General features: G+C 65.3%; 17 protein-coding genes. 3 read left to right on the forward strand and 14 right to left on the reverse strand.

The window, feature by feature from the left end:
• Window positions 1-71: 71 nt before the first annotated feature.
• The 8 genes from A3CW_RS0141420 to rpe all read right to left on the reverse strand — a co-directional run bounded on the left by A3CW_RS0141420 (window position 72) and on the right by rpe (window position 7662).
• Window positions 72-1031 (reverse strand): uracil-DNA glycosylase, encoded by a 960-nt coding sequence (locus A3CW_RS0141420; RefSeq protein ID WP_028208763.1) that lies wholly within the window; start codon window positions 1029-1031, stop codon window positions 72-74.
• Window positions 1032-1200: 169 nt separating this feature from the next.
• Window positions 1201-1827 (reverse strand): CYTH domain-containing protein, encoded by a 627-nt coding sequence (locus A3CW_RS0141425; protein ID WP_028208764.1) that lies wholly within the window; start codon window positions 1825-1827, stop codon window positions 1201-1203.
• 12 nt (window positions 1828-1839) lie between these two features.
• On the reverse strand, window positions 1840-2625 hold the full coding sequence (gene trpC, locus A3CW_RS0141430) for an indole-3-glycerol phosphate synthase TrpC (RefSeq protein WP_028208765.1): 786 nt from the start codon (window positions 2623-2625) through the stop codon (window positions 1840-1842).
• A 29-nt stretch (window positions 2626-2654) separates the two neighbouring features.
• Window positions 2655-3686 carry an anthranilate phosphoribosyltransferase gene (trpD, locus tag A3CW_RS0141435; protein WP_028208766.1) on the reverse strand — a complete coding sequence of 344 codons (1032 nt, stop codon included), beginning with the start codon at window positions 3684-3686 and terminating at the stop codon, window positions 2655-2657.
• 13 nt (window positions 3687-3699) lie between these two features.
• Window positions 3700-4275, reverse strand: coding sequence for an aminodeoxychorismate/anthranilate synthase component II (locus A3CW_RS0141440; protein WP_028208767.1), 576 nt, complete (start codon window positions 4273-4275; stop codon window positions 3700-3702).
• 14 nt (window positions 4276-4289) lie between these two features.
• Entirely contained in the window at window positions 4290-5783 is a 1494-nt protein-coding gene (trpE, locus tag A3CW_RS0141445; RefSeq protein ID WP_028208768.1) for an anthranilate synthase component I, read from the reverse strand.
• A 476-nt stretch (window positions 5784-6259) separates the two neighbouring features.
• The gene (locus A3CW_RS0141450) at window positions 6260-6967 is read right to left on the reverse strand and encodes a phosphoglycolate phosphatase (protein WP_028208769.1); all 708 of its coding nucleotides are present in this window, start codon (window positions 6965-6967) and stop codon (window positions 6260-6262) included.
• Window positions 6964-7662: a ribulose-phosphate 3-epimerase gene (gene rpe / locus A3CW_RS0141455; RefSeq protein WP_028208770.1), complete on the reverse strand. Its 699-nt coding sequence runs from the start codon at window positions 7660-7662 to the stop codon at window positions 6964-6966. The genes A3CW_RS0141450 and rpe overlap by 4 nt, the downstream gene beginning before the upstream one ends.
• A gap of 217 nt (window positions 7663-7879) precedes the next feature.
• Between rpe and apaG the strand changes: the two genes are divergently transcribed.
• A complete protein-coding gene (gene apaG / locus A3CW_RS0141460; RefSeq protein ID WP_028208771.1) occupies window positions 7880-8254 on the forward strand; it encodes a Co2+/Mg2+ efflux protein ApaG in 375 nt (124 codons plus the stop codon).
• Window positions 8255-8278: 24 nt separating this feature from the next.
• On the opposite strand, the gene A3CW_RS54160 is transcribed toward apaG, so the two are convergent.
• Window positions 8279-8422: a hypothetical protein gene (locus A3CW_RS54160; protein ID WP_028208772.1), complete on the reverse strand. Its 144-nt coding sequence runs from the start codon at window positions 8420-8422 to the stop codon at window positions 8279-8281.
• Between A3CW_RS54160 and mltA the strand changes: the two genes are divergently transcribed.
• Window positions 8388-9668, forward strand: coding sequence for a murein transglycosylase A (mltA, locus tag A3CW_RS0141470; RefSeq protein ID WP_245623877.1), 1281 nt, complete (start codon window positions 8388-8390; stop codon window positions 9666-9668). The genes A3CW_RS54160 and mltA overlap by 35 nt on opposite strands.
• 85 nt (window positions 9669-9753) lie before the next feature.
• Here the strand turns inward: mltA and paaK are convergent, their stop codons facing one another.
• The 5 genes from paaK to paaN form a co-directional block, all read right to left on the reverse strand.
• Window positions 9754-11052: a phenylacetate--CoA ligase PaaK gene (gene paaK / locus A3CW_RS0141475; RefSeq protein ID WP_028208774.1), complete on the reverse strand. Its 1299-nt coding sequence runs from the start codon at window positions 11050-11052 to the stop codon at window positions 9754-9756.
• Between the two features lie 66 nt (window positions 11053-11118).
• Window positions 11119-11589 (reverse strand): hydroxyphenylacetyl-CoA thioesterase PaaI, encoded by a 471-nt coding sequence (gene paaI, locus A3CW_RS0141480; RefSeq protein WP_028208775.1) that lies wholly within the window; start codon window positions 11587-11589, stop codon window positions 11119-11121.
• Window position 11590: 1 nt separating this feature from the next.
• Window positions 11591-12382: a 2-(1,2-epoxy-1,2-dihydrophenyl)acetyl-CoA isomerase PaaG gene (gene paaG / locus A3CW_RS0141485; protein ID WP_028208776.1), complete on the reverse strand. Its 792-nt coding sequence runs from the start codon at window positions 12380-12382 to the stop codon at window positions 11591-11593.
• A gap of 112 nt (window positions 12383-12494) precedes the next feature.
• Window positions 12495-13703: a 3-oxoadipyl-CoA thiolase gene (pcaF, locus tag A3CW_RS0141490; RefSeq protein WP_028208777.1), complete on the reverse strand. Its 1209-nt coding sequence runs from the start codon at window positions 13701-13703 to the stop codon at window positions 12495-12497.
• Between the two features lie 97 nt (window positions 13704-13800).
• A complete protein-coding gene (paaN, locus tag A3CW_RS0141495; protein WP_028208778.1) occupies window positions 13801-15501 on the reverse strand; it encodes a phenylacetic acid degradation protein PaaN in 1701 nt (566 codons plus the stop codon).
• 138 nt (window positions 15502-15639) lie between these two features.
• On the opposite strand from paaN, the gene A3CW_RS0141500 reads away from it, so the two are divergent.
• Window positions 15640-16416: an enoyl-CoA hydratase gene (locus A3CW_RS0141500; protein WP_028208779.1), complete on the forward strand. Its 777-nt coding sequence runs from the start codon at window positions 15640-15642 to the stop codon at window positions 16414-16416.
• Window positions 16417-16760: the final 344 nt, after the last annotated feature.

A 16760-nucleotide genomic window follows, 5' to 3' on the forward strand; every position in this document is an offset into this window, starting at 1 on the left:
ACGCCACGAGAGCGATCTCGTGGCGTTTTTCATTGCGCGTCCCGTCGTGAGGCTCAAGCGGCTCAAGATGCTCAGGCGAGCACGAGGCCTTCCTCCGGCAAACGCCAGTCGATCGGCTGGCGGCCGTGCGCCTGCAGGTACTCGTTGGCCTGCGCAAAATGCCCGCAGCCGAGAAAGCCGCGATGCGCGGAAAGCGGCGACGGATGCGGCGCTTCCAGCACGCAATGCGCACCCGGGAGCAGCGCGCGCTTGTTCTGCGCGTGCGCGCCCCACAGCATGAACACGAGGTTCTCGTGGCGCGCGGCGAGTTCCTGGATCAGCGTGTCCGTGCAGCGCTCCCAGCCGCGCTTCGCGTGGCTCGCGGCGCTCGCGCGCTCGACGGTCAGCACCGTGTTCAGCAGCAGCACGCCCTGGCGCGCCCAGGCGTCGAGACAGCCGTGCGCGGGCGCTTGAATGCCGAGGCTCGCCGCGATCTCCTTGAAGATGTTGCGCAGCGAAGGCGGCGGGCGCACCGAGGGCGGCACCGAGAACGCCAGGCCATGCGCCTGCGGCGTGCCTCGATCGTCGCCGTGGTACGGGTCCTGGCCGAGGATCACGACTTTCACGTCGTCGGGCGAGGTGAGGCGCAGCGCGCGGAACACGTCGGCGGGGTAGACGGTCTTGCCGGCGGCGCGCTCGTCGTCGACGAAGCGGCACAGCGGCGCGTAGGCATCGCTCGCGATGAAAGGCGCGAGCAGCTCGCGCCAGGCGGCGGGCAGCGCGTCGAACTGGTCTTCGAGGCGCGTGGTGTCGATGGCGGCCTGCGGCGCGGCGGGTTCGTTGGACATGGCGGGGGCGGGCATAACGGCGTGCGTGCGCTCGGGCGCCGGGAATTCGTTGGCGCCGAACAGCGAGAAGATCGTGATCTGGCGCGGGTCGATTTCGGGCAGCGGCGGCTCGTCGAGCGTGGCTTGCGCTGCGTCGGACAGAAAGTCGTCGAACAGCGAGGCTTGCACCGGCATCGCGACGCGCGGGCGTTTCGTGGAGGTCATGGGCGGCAAGTGTCGCAGCAATTGCGCGGCGATTCAATCCGGCGCGAGCGCGGCTGGGCGGCCTTTTCCGGCATCGGCGCTGATGTTGCAACTAACAGCACCTTTTTCGCGCTTTCCTCGAGGGTTTGGGCGCGTTCGTGCGGCGCGCCGAAGCCGCGCCGCGTCGTTCTCAGCCTTCGCGCAGCTTGTATCCGCGTTGGGCCTTGCTGATGTCGTCCGGCGCGAGGCCGGGTAGCGCCTGCGCGAGTTCCGCCGCGAGCGTGTGCAATGCCGCTTCGTCGCCCGATTTCAGTTCGAGTTCGATTTCGCAAATCGGCTTGTGCCGCGTTTCGCCGTTCACTTCCGCGGTGACTTCGCCCTGATCGATAGCCGCTTCCACCTGCGCGCCATCGACTTCGAGCGTCCATAGCGTGCGCGTGAAGTCGGTGCGAAAGAGCGGGATCAGGTTCGCGGCGGCATCGGAGAGCGCGGTCGAAACACCGGCTTCATCGCACTCGTGCAGCAGCTTTTCGATTTCGAGCGCTTCGCCCGTCACCGGCATTTCCCACTCGTGCCGCGCGTGCAGCCCGTTTTGCGCCACACCCACCGTTTTGAACGTCTGCAGCCAGCCTTCGGGTGCGCGGCGCAGGCGCAGCGCGCTCTTTGCGCGCGCGAGCGCGAGCGCCGGCGTGTCGAAGTAGATGTTTTCGAGCCGGATGGCGTGACCCGGCTTGCCGGCGCGCGTCTCGAAGAGACGCAGCGCCGCGTCTACCTGGTCGCGCGGCAGCGCGAGCTTGATTTCGCGTTCGATACCCATGGTGCCGCGCGATCAGAAGAACATGCGGGCGAGTTCCGCGCCCGGCTGCTCGGCGCGCATGAACGCCTCGCCCACGAGGAACGTGTGCACGGAAAGCGCGCGCATTTTCTCGACATCGGCACGCGAGAGAATGCCCGACTCGGTCACGACGATGCGGTCTTCAGGCACGTCGTCGAGCATGCCGATGGTCGTATCCAGCGTGGTTTCGAACGTGCGCAGATTGCGATTGTTGATGCCGATGAGCGGCGTCTTCAGCGTGAGCGCGTGCGTGAGTTCCGCGCGGTCGTGCACTTCGACGAGCACCGCTAGACCGAGCGAATGCGCAAGCGCTTCGAGGTCGCGCATTTCGCCGGGCTGGAGCGCGGCGGCGATCAGCAGGATCGCGTCCGCGCCCATCGCGCGGGCTTCGACGACCTGATACGGATCGACGATGAAGTCCTTGCGCAGCACCGGCAAGTTGCACGCGGCGCGCGCGGCTTCGAGGTACGCGGCGCTGCCCTGGAAGAACTGTACGTCGGTCAGCACGGAGAGGCAGGCCGCGCCGCCCTCGGCGTACGAGCGCGCGATTTCGGCGGGCTGGAAGTTTTCGCGCAGCACGCCCTTCGACGGACTTGCCTTCTTCACTTCGGCGATCACGGCGGCCTGGCCGTTGTCGTGCTTCGCGCGTAATGCGCCGACGAAATCGCGCAGGTCGCGCGTGCCCGCCTGCAGACGCAGTTCTTCGAGCGGGGCGCTCTGCTCGGCGGCGCGCACTTCTTCGCGCTTGACCGCGATGATCTTTTCGAGGATGTCACTCATGATGTTCGGAGGCAAAAAACGGTGCTGGATCAGCGTTTGAACTGTTGCGTGAAGCGTACCAGTTCGTCGACTTTGGCGCGCGCGCGGCCGCTGGCGAGGGTCTCGCGCGCGAGCGCGATGCCGTCGGCGATCGAGTCCGCGGCGTTGGCGCAATAGAGCGCCGTGCCCGCGTTCAGCGCGACGATCTCGCGTGCCGTGCCTGGCTCGTTCGAGAGCGCGCCGAGCAGCATCGTCTTCGACTCGTCGGCGTTTTCGACCTTGAGCGAACGGTTCGAGACCATCTGCATGCCGAAGTCTTCGGGGTGGATCTCGTACTCGCGAATCTGGCCGTCCTTCAGTTCGCCGACGAGCGTGGCCGCACCGAGCGAGACTTCGTCCATGCCGTCCTTGCCGTACACCACGCACACGTGTTTTGCGCCAAGCCGCTCCATCACGCGCACCTGAATGCCGACGAGGTCCGGATGAAACACGCCCATCAGCTGATTAGGCGCGCCGGCCGGATTCGTGAGCGGCCCGAGGATGTTGAAGATCGTGCGCACGCCCAACTCACGGCGCACGGCGGCGATGTTCTTCATCGCGGGATGGTGGTTGGGCGCGAACATGAAGCCCATGCCCGTTTCGGCGATCGAGGCGGCCACCTGGTCCGGCTGCAGGTCGATGTTCACGCCGAGCGCTTCGAGCACGTCCGCGCTGCCCGACTTGCTGGACACGCCCCGGTTGCCGTGCTTCGCGACTTTCGCGCCGGCTGCCGCGACCACGAACATCGAAGCCGTGGAGATATTGAAGGTGTGCGAGCCGTCGCCGCCCGTGCCGACGATGTCGATGAAGTTCGAGTTGTCCTTCACCTCGACGTGATTCGCGAACTCGCGCATCACCGTCGCGGCGGCGGTGATCTCGCCGATGGTTTCCTTCTTCACGCGCAGGCCGGTGAGGATGGCCGCCGATTGGACGGGCGAGAGCTCGCCGCGCATGATCAGGCGCATGAGGTGCAGCATCTCGTCGTGAAAAATCTCGCGGTGCTCGATCGTGCGTTGCAGCGCTTCTTGCGGGGTAATCATGATGGTCGCCTCCGGGTTAAGCGCTTTTGGTTTGCTTCAGGAAATTCTCGAACAGCGCGTGGCCGTGCTCCGAGAGAATCGATTCCGGATGGAACTGCACGCCTTCCACCGCAAGCTCGCGGTGACGCACGCCCATGATCTCGCCGTCGTCGGTCCAGGCCGACACTTCGAGACAGTCGGGCAGCGACTCGCGCTCGATGGCGAGCGAGTGATAACGCGTGACGTTGAAGTGCTTCGGCAGGTCGGCGAACACGCCTTTGCAGTCGGTTTCGATCTGGCTCACCTTGCCGTGCATGATGGTCTTCGCCCGCACGACGCGCCCACCGAACGCTTCGCCAATCGCCTGATGGCCGAGGCACACGCCGAGAATCGGCGTCTTGCCTGCGAATTCGCGCAGCACCTCGAGCGTGATGCCCGCGTGCTGCGGGTTGCTCGGCCCGGGCGAGAGGCAGATGCGCGCGGGGTTGAGCTTCGCGATTTCGTCGATGGTGATTTCGTCGTTGCGGTACGTATGAACGTCTTCGCCGAGTTCGCCGAAGTACTGGACGATGTTGTAGGTAAACGAATCGTAGTTGTCGATCATGAGCAACATGGTCTTTTCTCCGCTCAGAAGTCGCTGTCGAGGCCGTCCTGCACCTGCTCGGCGGCGCGCAGCACGGCGCGCGCCTTGTTCTCGGTTTCCTGCCATTCGGACTCGGGCACCGAATCCGCAACCACGCCCGCGGCGGCCTGCACATACAGATTGCCGTTGTGGATGAGGCCGGTGCGGATCGCGATGGCCAGGTCCATCTCGCCGTTGAACGAAAGATAGCCGACCGCGCCGCCGTAGAGCCCGCGCTTCACCGGCTCCAGTTCGTCGATCAGTTCCATCGCACGAACCTTCGGCGCGCCCGAGAGCGTGCCGGCCGGGAACGTGGCGCGCAGGACGTCGAAATTGTTCATGCCGGGCTTGAGCTTGCCTTCCACCGAACTCACGATGTGCTGCACGTGCGAGTACTTCTCGATGATCATCTTGTCGGTGACGGCCACCGAGCCGATTTCGGCGATGCGGCCCACGTCGTTGCGCGCGAGGTCGATCAGCATGACGTGTTCGGCGATTTCCTTCGGGTCGTTGAGCAGTTCGGTCGCGAGTTCGGCGTCGCGCTCGGGCGTGTTGCCGCGCGGCCGCGTGCCCGCGAGCGGACGGATCGTCACGATGCGGTCTTCGCCGCGTTTTTCCTGGCGCACGAGAATTTCCGGCGACGCGCCCACCACGTGGAATTCGCCGAAGTTGTAGTAGTACATGTACGGCGACGGATTGAGCGAGCGCAGCGCACGGTAGAGCGAGAGCGGATTGTCGCGATACGGCTTGCTGAGGCGCTGGCCGACCTGAACCTGCATCAACTCGCCAGCGGCGATGTATTCCTTCGCCTTGCGCACGGCGGCAAGGTAATCGTCTTTCTTGAATTCGCGGAAGGTTTCGGTACGCACGCTCGCCGAGGTCACCGGCGGCTGGACCGTGGTGCGCAGGCGCTGCTTGAGTTCGCGCAGGCGATGTTTGGCCTTGGTGTAGGCCTCGGGCGTTTGCGGATCGGCGTAGACGATCAGATACAGCTTGCCCGCGAGATTGTCGATGACCGCGACTTCTTCGGTCAGCAGCAACTGGATGTCGGGCAGGCCGAGGTCGTCGGTCGGGCAGGTATCGGCGAGCTTCTTCTCGATGTAGCGCACGGCGTCGTAGCCAAAGTAGCCCGCGAGACCGCCGCAGAAACGCGGCAGGCCCGGACGCTGCGCGACCTTGAAGCGCGCCTGGTACTTCGCGATGAATTCGAGCGGATCGCTGTCATGCGTCTCGATCACCTGGCCGTCGCGCACGACCTCCGAGACGCCGTTGCGCGTGCGGATCAGCGAGCGCGCCGGCAGGCCGATGAACGAGTAGCGCCCGAAGCGCTCGCCGCCCACCACGGACTCCAGCAGGAAAGAATTGGCGCCGCTGCGCTCGGGCTGCGCGAGCTTCAGATACAGCGAGAGCGGCGTTTCGAGATCGGCGAGCGCTTCGGCGATCAGCGGGATGCGGTTGTAGCCCTCGTTGGCGAGGGACTGAAATTCGAGTTCGGTCATGTTCCGATCCTGTTCGTGCTGCCGGTCGCGGCGGGTGCGGGCCCAGTGCGGCTCAAAACGGGGCGCGCGGTGAGCGCGAGGCGTTTGTTTTTGAGTGCTTGATGGCCGCTGGCGCTCGCTCGTGCGGCCCGAGGTCGCGCTGATGATCAAGCGCTTGCCGGGCCGGCGTGCAGTACATCGACGGAAGGTGAGGCGTAGCCGCTCGCGCCTCGCGCACCTCGCCGCGAACGGCGAAACGACACACAAGGACAACGAAAGCGAACGGCCAGACCAGCCGACGGGTTACTGCAACAGTTTAGAGTCGAGACACGCGCGAGTGCGCAGCGAAGTAAAAAACGGTGCTGAAGACAATCTTCAGCGAACCTCGGGTGAGGTTAGCGCGACCAGCGACGCCAGGGCCAGGCTCCCCGGTCGATCGTGCTCAGACTCCGTTTTTTATTCAGAAACATGAGGATAGTTGACGTTCAGTTGAGAACTTAAGTCAGATCATTGTGCGCTGCGACCGCCTTGGCGGCGTCGAACAGCGAGGCAACTATACCATCCGATTCAATTTTTTGTACAGGTTGGCCGTGGTTGTAGCCGTAGGGCACCGTGAGCGTGGCCATGCCGGCCGCGCGGCCCGCAATCGCATCGTTCTCCGAATCGCCGATCGCCACCGCAGCCGCGGGCTTCACACCGAGGCGCTCGCAGGCCGTGAGCATCGGCAGCGGGTCGGGCTTCTTCTTCGCCAGACTGTCGCCGCCGATCACGACTTCGAAGTAGCGGGCCAGGCCGTATTGCTGCAAAAGCTCAACGGCGAAGCGGTGCGGCTTGTTGGTCACGCACGCGAGCTTGATGCCCTGGTCGCGCAGGGCGGCGAGGCCCGCTTCGACGTCCGGGTACAGATGCGTGTGGCGGCCGTTGATCTTCGCGTACTCATCCTGGTAGAGCGCGAGCGCTTCGTCGAAGCGCGCCTCCACGTTGTCCGCGGGAAAGCGCGGCGCGAGCACACTGCGGATCAGGTGCTCCGAGCCCTTGCCCACGTAGCCCATCACTTCCTCGCGCGTGGTTTCCTCGGCGTCGAGCTGCGCGAGCATGCCGTTCAGGCCGGCGGCGAAGTCGTCGGCGGTATCGACCATCGTGCCGTCGAGGTCGATCAGCGCCGCTTCGATGCGCGGCGCGGTGAATTTGATCGGGGCGTTCATTTTGCGTTTGCAGCGTTGGCAACGCTTGCGAGCTGCGCGTGCATCTCGTCGATCACGGTCTTGTAGTCGTGCTTGCCGAAGATCGCCGAGCCCGCCACGAAGGTGTCCGCGCCAGCCGCCGCGATTTCGGCGATGTTGTCGACCTTCACGCCGCCGTCCACTTCGAGGTGGATTTCGCGGCCCGTGCGGGCTGTGTAGGCGTCGATTTTCGCGCGCGCCTCGCGCAGCTTGTTGAGCGCCTCGGGAATGAACGACTGGCCGCCGAAGCCCGGATTCACCGACATGATGAGCACGAGATCGAGCTTGTCCATCACGTGGTCGAGGTAGTTCAGCGGCGTGGCCGGGTTGAACACGAGGCCCGCCTTGCAGCCGTGGTCACGGATCAGCGAGAGCGTGCGGTCGATGTGGTCCGAGCCTTCCGGGTGGAAGCTGATGAGGTTCGCGCCGGCCTTGGCGAAGTCGGGCACGATGCGGTCGACCGGGCGCACCATCAGATGCACGTCGATGGGCACGCTCACGTGCGGGCGGATCGCCTCGCACACCAGCGGGCCGATGGTGAGGTTCGGCACGTAATGGTTATCCATCACGTCGAAGTGGATCCAGTCGGCGCCGGCAGCGACGACGTTGCGGACTTCCTCGCCAAGACGCGCGAAGTCGGCGGAGAGAATGCTGGGGGCGATGCGGAATTGCGTCATGGCGGCAATCGGGAAACGGTCGGAAAACCGTATTTTACCGTCAGTAGGAGAGCCTTTCGCGGCGGGTGCCGCGGGCCGCGCCGGGTTGCGGGTGCCCGTTGCATCAAGCAGAATGCCAAACCATGTGCCGCGCCTCGCGGCGCGCTCGCGAGCGCCTTGCCGCGCGGGCGTCTCAGTCAACGGACACAGCAGCCGCGCCTAAGCGAATGGAACAAGGATGAGCCAGTACGAATTCAGCGTGACGTCGCAGGTGCGCTACCTGCCCGAAGAATCGGACCCGGAGCGCCGGCAATATGCCTTCGCGTATACGCTGACCATTCGCAATACCGGTCAGGTGAGCGCCCAGCTGATCGCGCGCCACTGGGTCATCACCGACAGCGAAAATCACGTGCAGGAAGTGAAGGGGCTGGGCGTGGTCGGCCATCAGCCGCTTCTCAAGCCGGGCGAGCAGTTCGAGTACACGAGCTGGGCCGTGATCGCGACCCCGGTGGGCACCATGCGCGGCGAGTACTTCTGTGTCGCCGAGGACGCCGAGCGCTTCGAGGCGCCTGTGCCCGAATTTGTGCTGCGCATGCCGCGCACGCTGCATTGAACCGCCGCGGGAATTCGGGGTCTGCTAGTCCTGACGCCGATCGTCGCGCGCGGCTTGCTTCTTCCTGCCCGACGCGGTCCACACAACGATGAAAATCAGCAGGAACAGCGCAAGGAGCGCTTCCAGACCAAACATGAGCATCGGGTATTCGTCGAGCAGTTCTGACATGGCGGCATCCATCGAGAGCCAATATTGTAGGCGTGATTTTGGCGTCGATTCCGGTCTCGATGTCCCGGTGATGCCGGGATTCACAAAGGTGCGATATTGCGTGGGGTCGGCGCTTCGACGTGGGAGGAGCCGCCTGGGCCTCCGGTTAGGCGGCTGGTTGGGCGCTGCTTCGCTGGCGGCTTTGCTTGCCGCATGCGGCGGCCCGAGCTACGTGCACAACGTGCCGCCCAAGGGCACGCCCACGCTGCCCTCGCAGCTCGCCGCGCAACGCCTCACACCGGTCGCCTGGCAGCAGGTGCCGGGCTGGCAGGACGACTCGCTGATCGGCGTGACCGCGGCGCTGCGCGCGAACTGCACGCGCCTCGCGCGCGATCCTCGCTGGCAGCGCGCGTGCTCGGCGGCCTCGCAGCTAGACGACCTGGACGCCTCGAGCGCACGTGCATTCTTCGAAACGTATTTCACGCCCTATCAGTTCGCCAACAACGACGGCACGCTCGACGGCCTCGTGACCGGCTACTACGAACCGCTGCTGCACGGTTCGCGCACGCGTCACGGCATCTATCAGACTGCGCTGTATCGCTGGCCGTCCGGCTATCGTCCGGGGGCCGCGATGCCGCCGCGCGCGCAGCTCGAACGTTCGGGCGTGCTCACCGGCAACGAACTCGTGTGGGTGGACGATCCGATCGAAGCGTTCTTCCTGCAGGTGCAGGGCTCCGGGCGCGTTGTGATGGAAGACGGCAGCGTGATGCGCGTGGGTTTTGGCGGCACCAACAACCAGCCGTACAAGTCGATCGGGCGCTGGCTGCTCGACCGCGGCGAACTCACGCCCGCGCAGGCGACCATGCAGGGCATCAAGGCATGGGCGCGCGCGAACCCGACGCGCGTGGACGCGCTCCTCGACACCAATCCGCGCTTCGTGTTTTTCCGCGAGATGACGGGCTCCGAAGGCGACGCGCAGGGCGGCGCGGACGGCCCGATCGGTGCGCTCGGCGTGCCGCTCACGCCGGAACGCTCGATTGCCGTCGATCCGTCGTCGATTCCGCTTGGCACGCCGGTGTTTCTCCAGACCACGCGCCCCCTCACGAATACGCCGCTCAACCGGCTCGTGTTCGCGCAGGACACGGGTACGGCGATCAAGGGCGGCGTGCGCGCCGACTACTTTTGGGGCCTCGGCGACGACGCCGGCGACCTGGCCGGCAAGATGAAGCAGGGCGGCCGCATGTGGCTGCTGTTCCCGAACTCGTGATCGTAGTGGTTCTTGCGTTGCGCACGTTAAGCGAAAAAGCCGGCGCTTGCCGGCTTTTTCTTTTGCTGCGCGCTGCGAACCGCGGTTACTTCGGCCGCTTGTCGATGACTCGCCGGGCCTTGCCAACCGAGCGCTCGATGCCGTTCACCTCGAGCACGTTCACCTTGCACGTCACGCCGATCAGCGCCTTGATGTCATAAGCGAGCGCCTTGCTGGCCGCGTCGAGCGCGCCGTAGTCGGGCGCGGCTTCCGGGCACGGTTCGCAGTTGAGCGACATCACGTCCATCGGACCTTCCTTTGTCAGGACGATCTGATAGTGCGGTGCGAGCGCCGGCTGCTTGAGCAGCAGTTCCTCGATCTGCGTGGGAAACACGTTCACGCCGCGGATGATCAACATGTCGTCCGAGCGGCCCGTGATCTTTTCCATGCGGCGCATGGTGCGCGCCGTACCGGGCAACAGACGCGTGAGGTCGCGCGTGCGGTAACGGACGATGGGCAGCGCTTCCTTCGTGAGCGAGGTGAAGACGAGCTCGCCCAATTCGCCGTCGGGCAGCACTTCGCCGGTTTCCGGGTCGATGATCTCGGGGTAGAAGTGGTCTTCCCAGATCGTCGGGCCGTCTTTCGTCTCCGCGCACTCCGAGGCGACGCCCGGGCCCATCACTTCCGAAAGACCGTAGATGTCGACGGCCGTGATGCCCATGCGGTGCTCGATGGCCTTGCGCATGTCGTTGGTCCACGGCTCCGCGCCGAAGATGCCGATGCGCAGCGAACAGGTGGCCGGATCGATACCCTGGCGCTCCATTTCGTCGGCGATGGCGAGCATGTAGCTCGGCGTGACCATGATGATGTCGGGACGGAAGTCCTGGATCAGCTGGACCTGCTTCTCGGTCTGGCCGCCGCCGAACGGAATGACGGTGAGACCCGCGCGTTCCGCGCCGTAGTGCGCGCCAAGGCCGCCCGTAAAGAGTCCATAGCCATAGCTGATGTGCACCTTGTCGCCGCGCCTGGCGCCCGCTGCGCGCACCGAACGCGCGACGAGGTTCGCCCAGGTGTCGATGTCGCGCGCCGTGTAGGCCACCACGGTCGGCTTGCCGGTCGTACCCGACGACGCATGGATGCGCGAAATCTGGTCTTGCGGCACCGCGAACATGCCGAAGGGGTAGTTGTCGCGCAGATCCTTCTTCGTGGTGAACGGGAAGCGCGCGAGATCGGCGAGCGACTGCACGTGGGACGGATGCACGCCTGCTTCGTCGAATTTGCGGCGATAGACCGGCGAATTCTCGTAAGCATGGTTCAGCGACCATTTCAGGCGCTCGAGTTGCAGCGCAGCAAGCTCGTCGCGGCTCGCCTTTTCGATGGGTTCGAGCGGCAGCGTGGTACTCATGGGTGTCTCCTGGATCTTAGGAACTTTACTCGTGACGCGCGGGGAATCGAGAGGGGGAAACCCGCTTCACGTTGCGACTGGAATGACATTGCCGCGAATCTGCGCGGACTTGCCTCGGAAAAGCGCGACGGTTTCGCCTGCCCGGTTCGTCACGCGGATGTCGTAGACCCCGTTGCGTCCCGATAGCACCTGTTCGACGGCTTCGGCGGTCAACACCTCGTCGCGCAGGACCGGACGCAGGAACTCGATCGAGCAGCCGGCCGCTACGGTGTTGACGTTGTATGAATTGCACGCGAAGGCGAATGCCGAATCCGCGAGCGAGAAGATCATCCCGCCGTGGCAGGTTTGATGGCCGTTGAGAAACTCGGGGCGCACGGCCATGCGCAGGCGCGCGTAACCGGCGCGCACTTCGAGGAGTTCCATGCCGAGCGCGCGGGTGCACCCGTCCGATTCGTACATCGCTTGCGCGGCCGCGCGGGCGAGTTCGTCGGGCGACATGCCGTCTCCCTCTGACAGTTGCGAGACTTGCGTGGACATCTCAGCGGCCCTCGAAATGTGGTGCGCGTTTTTCGATGAAGGCCTGGACGCCTTCCGCGTAGTCGTACGAAGCGCCCAGTTCGCGCTGCAGATCGCGTTCGAGATCGAGTTGCTGGTCGAGCGAGTTCGTGGCCGATGCGCGCAGCGCTTCGCGCGTGGCGACGATGGCGCGCGTGGGTTGCTGGGCGAGGCGTGCGGCGAGCGCGCCGGCCGTTTGCGCGAGTTCCGCGTCGTCGGTCACTTGCCAGACGAGGCCCCAGCTTTCCGCCTTTTCCGCGCTCAGCTTTTCGCCGGTCATGGCGAGTCCGAGCGCGCGCGCCATGCCCACGCGCCTGGGCAGGAACCACGTGCCGCCGGAATCGGGCACGAGGCCGATCTTCACGAACGCCTGGATGAAGTTCGCGGAGCGTGCGGCGAGCACGAGGTCGCAGGCGAAGGCGAGATTGGCGCCGGCGCCGGCCGCGGTGCCGTTGACGGCGGCGATCACGGGCATCGGCAGCGCCTGCAGGCGCTTGATCAGCGGATTGAAATGCTCATCGATGAGGTCGCCGAGATCGGTCATCGCACCCGGCGTGAAGTCGAGATCGGCGAGATCCTGGCCCGCGCAGAAGCCGCGGCCCGCGCCCGTCAGCACAAGGGCCCGCGCGCCGGCTGCGGCGACCTCGTCGAGCGCTGCGACAAGCTCGCGGTGCATGGCGCGCGTAAAGCTGTTGAGCTTGTCCGGGCGGTTCAGCGTGATCGTGGCCACCCGGGTGGATGCGTCGATTTCGACGCGGATCGCATCGTAGGGCATCGGTTGTCTCCTTGTCGACCAGAGTTAGCGCTTCAGCGCTTACTCTGGTCCCATGCAAAGCTGTCTGAGACCGCCGAACGCATCGCCCGGCGGCCGGTCGATACTGCGTGCGTTATGCCTCGACGCGTTCGATTGCGAGGGCGATACCCTGGCCGACGCCGATGCACATCGTACAAAGTGCGAAGCGTCCGTTCGTGCGCTCCAGCTGATGGAGCGCCGTCGTCACGAGACGCGCGCCCGAAGCGCCGAGCGGGTGGCCCAGTGCAATCGCGCCGCCATTCGGGTTCACGCGCGGATCGTCGTCGGCAATGCCGAGTGCGCGCAGCACGGCGAGACCTTGCGAGGCGAACGCCTCGTTGAGTTCGATCACGTCGAACTGATCCAGCGTCATGCCGAGCTGCTTGAGCAGCTTTTGCGTAGCGGGCGCCGGACCGATGCCCATGATGCGCGGTGCGACGCCAGCGGTCGCCATGCCCAGCACGCGCGCGCGGCGGCGCAGGCCATACTGCTTTGCGGCCTCCTCATTGGCGAGCAGCAGGGCGCAGGCGCCGTCGTTGACGCCCGAGGCGTTGCCCGCCGTGACCGTGCCGTCCGGCTTCACGACGCCCTTGAGCTTGCCGAGCGATTCGAGCGAAGTCTCGCGCGGGTGCTCGTCGAGCGTCACGCGCACGGGGTCACCCTTCTTTTGCGCAATCTCGACCGCGACGATTTCCTGCGCAAGCGTGCCGTCCTTCTGCGCGCGGGCCGCTTTCTGCTGGCTGCGCAGCGCGAACGCGTCCTGATCGGCGCGATTGATCCCGAAATCTTCCGCGACGTTTTCCGCCGTTTCCGGCATCGAATCGACACCGTACTGCTGCTTCATCAGCTTGTTGACGAAACGCCAGCCGATGGTCGTGTCGTAGATGGCCGCTTCGCGCGAAAACGCCGAAGCCGCCTTGCCCATGACGAACGGTGCGCGCGTCATGCTTTCCACGCCGCCTGCGATCATGAGGCGCGCTTCGCCTGCCTTGATCGCGCGCGCCGCACTGCCGACGGCGTCGAGGCCCGAGCCGCACAGGCGGTTGAGTGTGCCGCCCGGCGCGTCGGTCGGCAGGCCCGCGAGCAGCGCGGCCATGCGCGCGACGTTGCGGTTGTCTTCGCCGGCCTGGTTGGCGCAGCCGTAGAGCACGTCGTCGAGCGCGCTCCAGTCCACGCCGGGATTGCGCTCGACGAGCGCGCGGATGGGCACCGCGGCGAGGTCGTCTGCGCGGACGTCCTTGAGGGCGCCGCCGTAGCGGCCGAACGGGGTGCGAATCGCGTCGCAGATATAGGCTTCGGTCATCTCGGGTTCCTGGGGCGCGAGCGCGGAAGTGCGCTCACGCCTTGCATGCTAGAGGGATGGGCAATCGGGCGCCATTCGGCTGAGCGGCATGGGCCGATCAGCTGGCAACTGCGGGGACCGCTTTCGGTTCAACGTGAACACGGCTCTGAACCACGCGGAAGCGGTTCGCCACGAAGGCGGCGTCGGCGAGCGCAGCGTTTGCCGCGGGGTTCGCGCCGGTGCCGTGGAAGTCCGAGAACGCCGCCGACTGGTTCACGAACACGCCGCCCGTGAGGTTGATCGAGAGCGCCACGCCGCCGGTGATGGCGGCTTCGTGCGCGGCTTCGATCACGGCGTCGTCCGTGCTGTAGACGGAAAGCGTGAGCGCGCCGTGGTCGCGCGCGGTCTCGCCGGCCAGCTTGAGCGAATGGGCCGTCGAATCCGTGGCGATCACGAACGAGATCGGGCCGAACCATTCGCGCGTGAACTGGGCGGCGTCGCGGGCTGCGTCGAGCGAAAGCACGAGCGGCGTGCGCACGCGTGCGCCGGCGAACTGCGGGTGTTCGAGCGTCTGGCTCTCTGCGAGCACGGTGCCGAGCTTGCGGGCTTCGTCGATGCGAGCCGTCACGCCTTCGTTCTGGATCGCGCCGAGCACTTCGACGGCGCGCGCCGGATCGGCGACGAACTTTTGCACCGCGCCGGCAATCGCCTGGGCGACGGCCTCGAAGCTCACCGGGCCTTCAGCGGTGCGGATGCCGTCGCGCGGCACGTAGATGTTCTGCGGGGCCGTGCACATCTGGCCCGAGTAAAGGGACAGCGAGAACGCGATGTTGCGGGCGACGGCCTTCAGGTCGTCCGCGGAGTCGATCACGATCTGGTTCACGCCGGCCTTTTCCGTGTAGACCTGCGCCTGATGCGCATTGCGCTCGAGCCAGTCGCCGTTTTGCGTGCTGCCCGTGAAGTCGATCAGCTTGATCTCGGGGCGCAGTGCGAGTTGCTGCACGAGTGCGCCGTCGTTGGGATCGGTGGCGAGCAGCGTCACGACGTTCGGATCGAAGCCGGCTTCGCGCAGCACGTCACGCGCAATGCGCACGGTGATCGCGAGCGGCAGGATTGCGCCCGGGTGCGGCTTGACGATGACCGTGTTGCCCGTCGCCAGATCGGCGAAAAGGCCGGGGTAGCCGTTCCAGGTCGGGAACGTACAGCAGCCGAGCACGAGGCCGGTGCCGCGCGGCACGATGGTGAAGCGCTTTTGCATCGCCAGGGGCGGGTTCTTGCCCTGCGGCTTTTCCCAGTGCGCGTCGGCGGGAATGCGGCGCAGCTGGTCGTAGGCGTAGGTGACGGCTTCGAGCGCGCGGTCCTGAGCGTGCGGGCCGCCGGCCTGGAAGGCCATCATGAACGCCTGGCCGGTCGTGTGCATCACGCTGAAGGCGATCTCGAAGCTCGCGCGGTTCAAGCGCTCGAGGATCTCGAGGCTCACACCTGCCCATGCTTGCGGGCCGGCGGCGCGCCAGTCGCGCTGGGCTTGCTGCGCGGCTTCGATCAACTGGTCCGGCGTCGACTTCGGATAGCGCGCGCCGAGCGCAAAGCCAAACGGCGAGGCCTCGCTGCCGACGGTTTCGCCTGTCGACGGCTGGTCGAGTTCGAAGGTGCGATTCAGGTGGGCCTTGAACGCGCCTTCGCCATCTGCGCTAGCGGTTTCCCCGTACACTTTGGGGCTAGGCATTTCGGCGAACGGGCTCCAATAGCCGCGGGTCTCGATGGCGGCAAGCGCTTTTTGAAGCGCGCCCTCATGCTTGGCGAACAGCGAATGTGTCATGGCTCAACGTTGATTGAGAGGTTGGACAGGGCCCGTGCCAATTAATTGACCGACCGGTTGGTTGGCCAATGTTAGCATTAGTCAAAGTTCGGCGTAAAAAATTTTTTTGGGGACTTTCTTTTGATGGAAGGAGGAGTTATGGGGTACGAAAACATCCTGGTCGAGACGCGAGGCAAGGTCGGCCTGATCACGCTGAACCGGCCAAAAGCGCTCAATGCGCTAAACGATGCGCTCATGGACGAACTGGGCGCGGCACTCAAGGCGTTCGACGCCGATGAGGGCGTTGGCGCGATCGTCATCACCGGTAGCGAAAAGGCGTTCGCCGCGGGCGCGGACATCGGGATGATGGCGAGCTACACCTTCATGGATGTGTACAAAGGCGACTACATCACGCGCAACTGGGAAACGATCCGCTCGATTCGCAAGCCCATCATCGCTGCGGTCGCGGGCTTCGCGCTCGGCGGCGGCTGCGAACTGGCCATGATGTGCGACATGATTTTCGCCGCCGATACGGCGAAGTTCGGCCAGCCCGAGATCAAGCTGGGCGTGATTCCGGGTGCGGGCGGTACGCAGCGTCTGCCGCGCGCGGTGTCGAAAGCGAAGGCGATGGACCTGTGCCTGACTGCGCGGATGATGGGCGCGGAAGAGGCGGAGCGCGCCGGGCTCGTATCGCGGGTGATTCCTGCGGCAGAGTTGCTGAGCGAAACGCTGGCCGCGGCGGCGACCATCTGCGAATTCTCGTTGCCCGCCGTGATGATGGCGAAGGAGTCGGTGAATCGCGCCTACGAGACGACGCTTGCTGAAGGCGTGCACTTCGAGCGCCGGCTGTTCCATTCGCTCTTCGCTTCGGAAGATCAAAAGGAAGGGATGGCGGCCTTCGTCGAGAAGCGCAAGCCCGCGTTCAAGAACAAGTAATTGACTGGGAATTTCGATCGCCGGGAACGTCGATCGAAATTATTTTCGCCACCCCCTTGCACAGCGCTGGCGGGGGCGATAAGATTCGCCCCCTTCGCAGTTCGATGTCTCTGACATCAGGGCAGCGAAGGCCGCCGCGGAAACCGGCGGACGCAGGAGTCGGCAGCTTTTTTAAGCGGTGAGCGAAAAAAAGGGGTTGACGAAGCGAAAAAGATTCTTCATAATCTCGTTTCTCTGCTGCTGACGCAGCAACGCAGAAGGAAGCCGGTAGTTAGGTGGTTTTAACGGCGACTTCGCGATCGATCTTTAAAAATTTACAGCCGATAAGTGTGGGCGCTTGATGC

It is taken from the genome of Paraburkholderia nodosa DSM 21604 (assembly GCF_000519185.1).
Lineage (GTDB): Bacteria > Pseudomonadota > Gammaproteobacteria > Burkholderiales > Burkholderiaceae > Paraburkholderia > Paraburkholderia nodosa.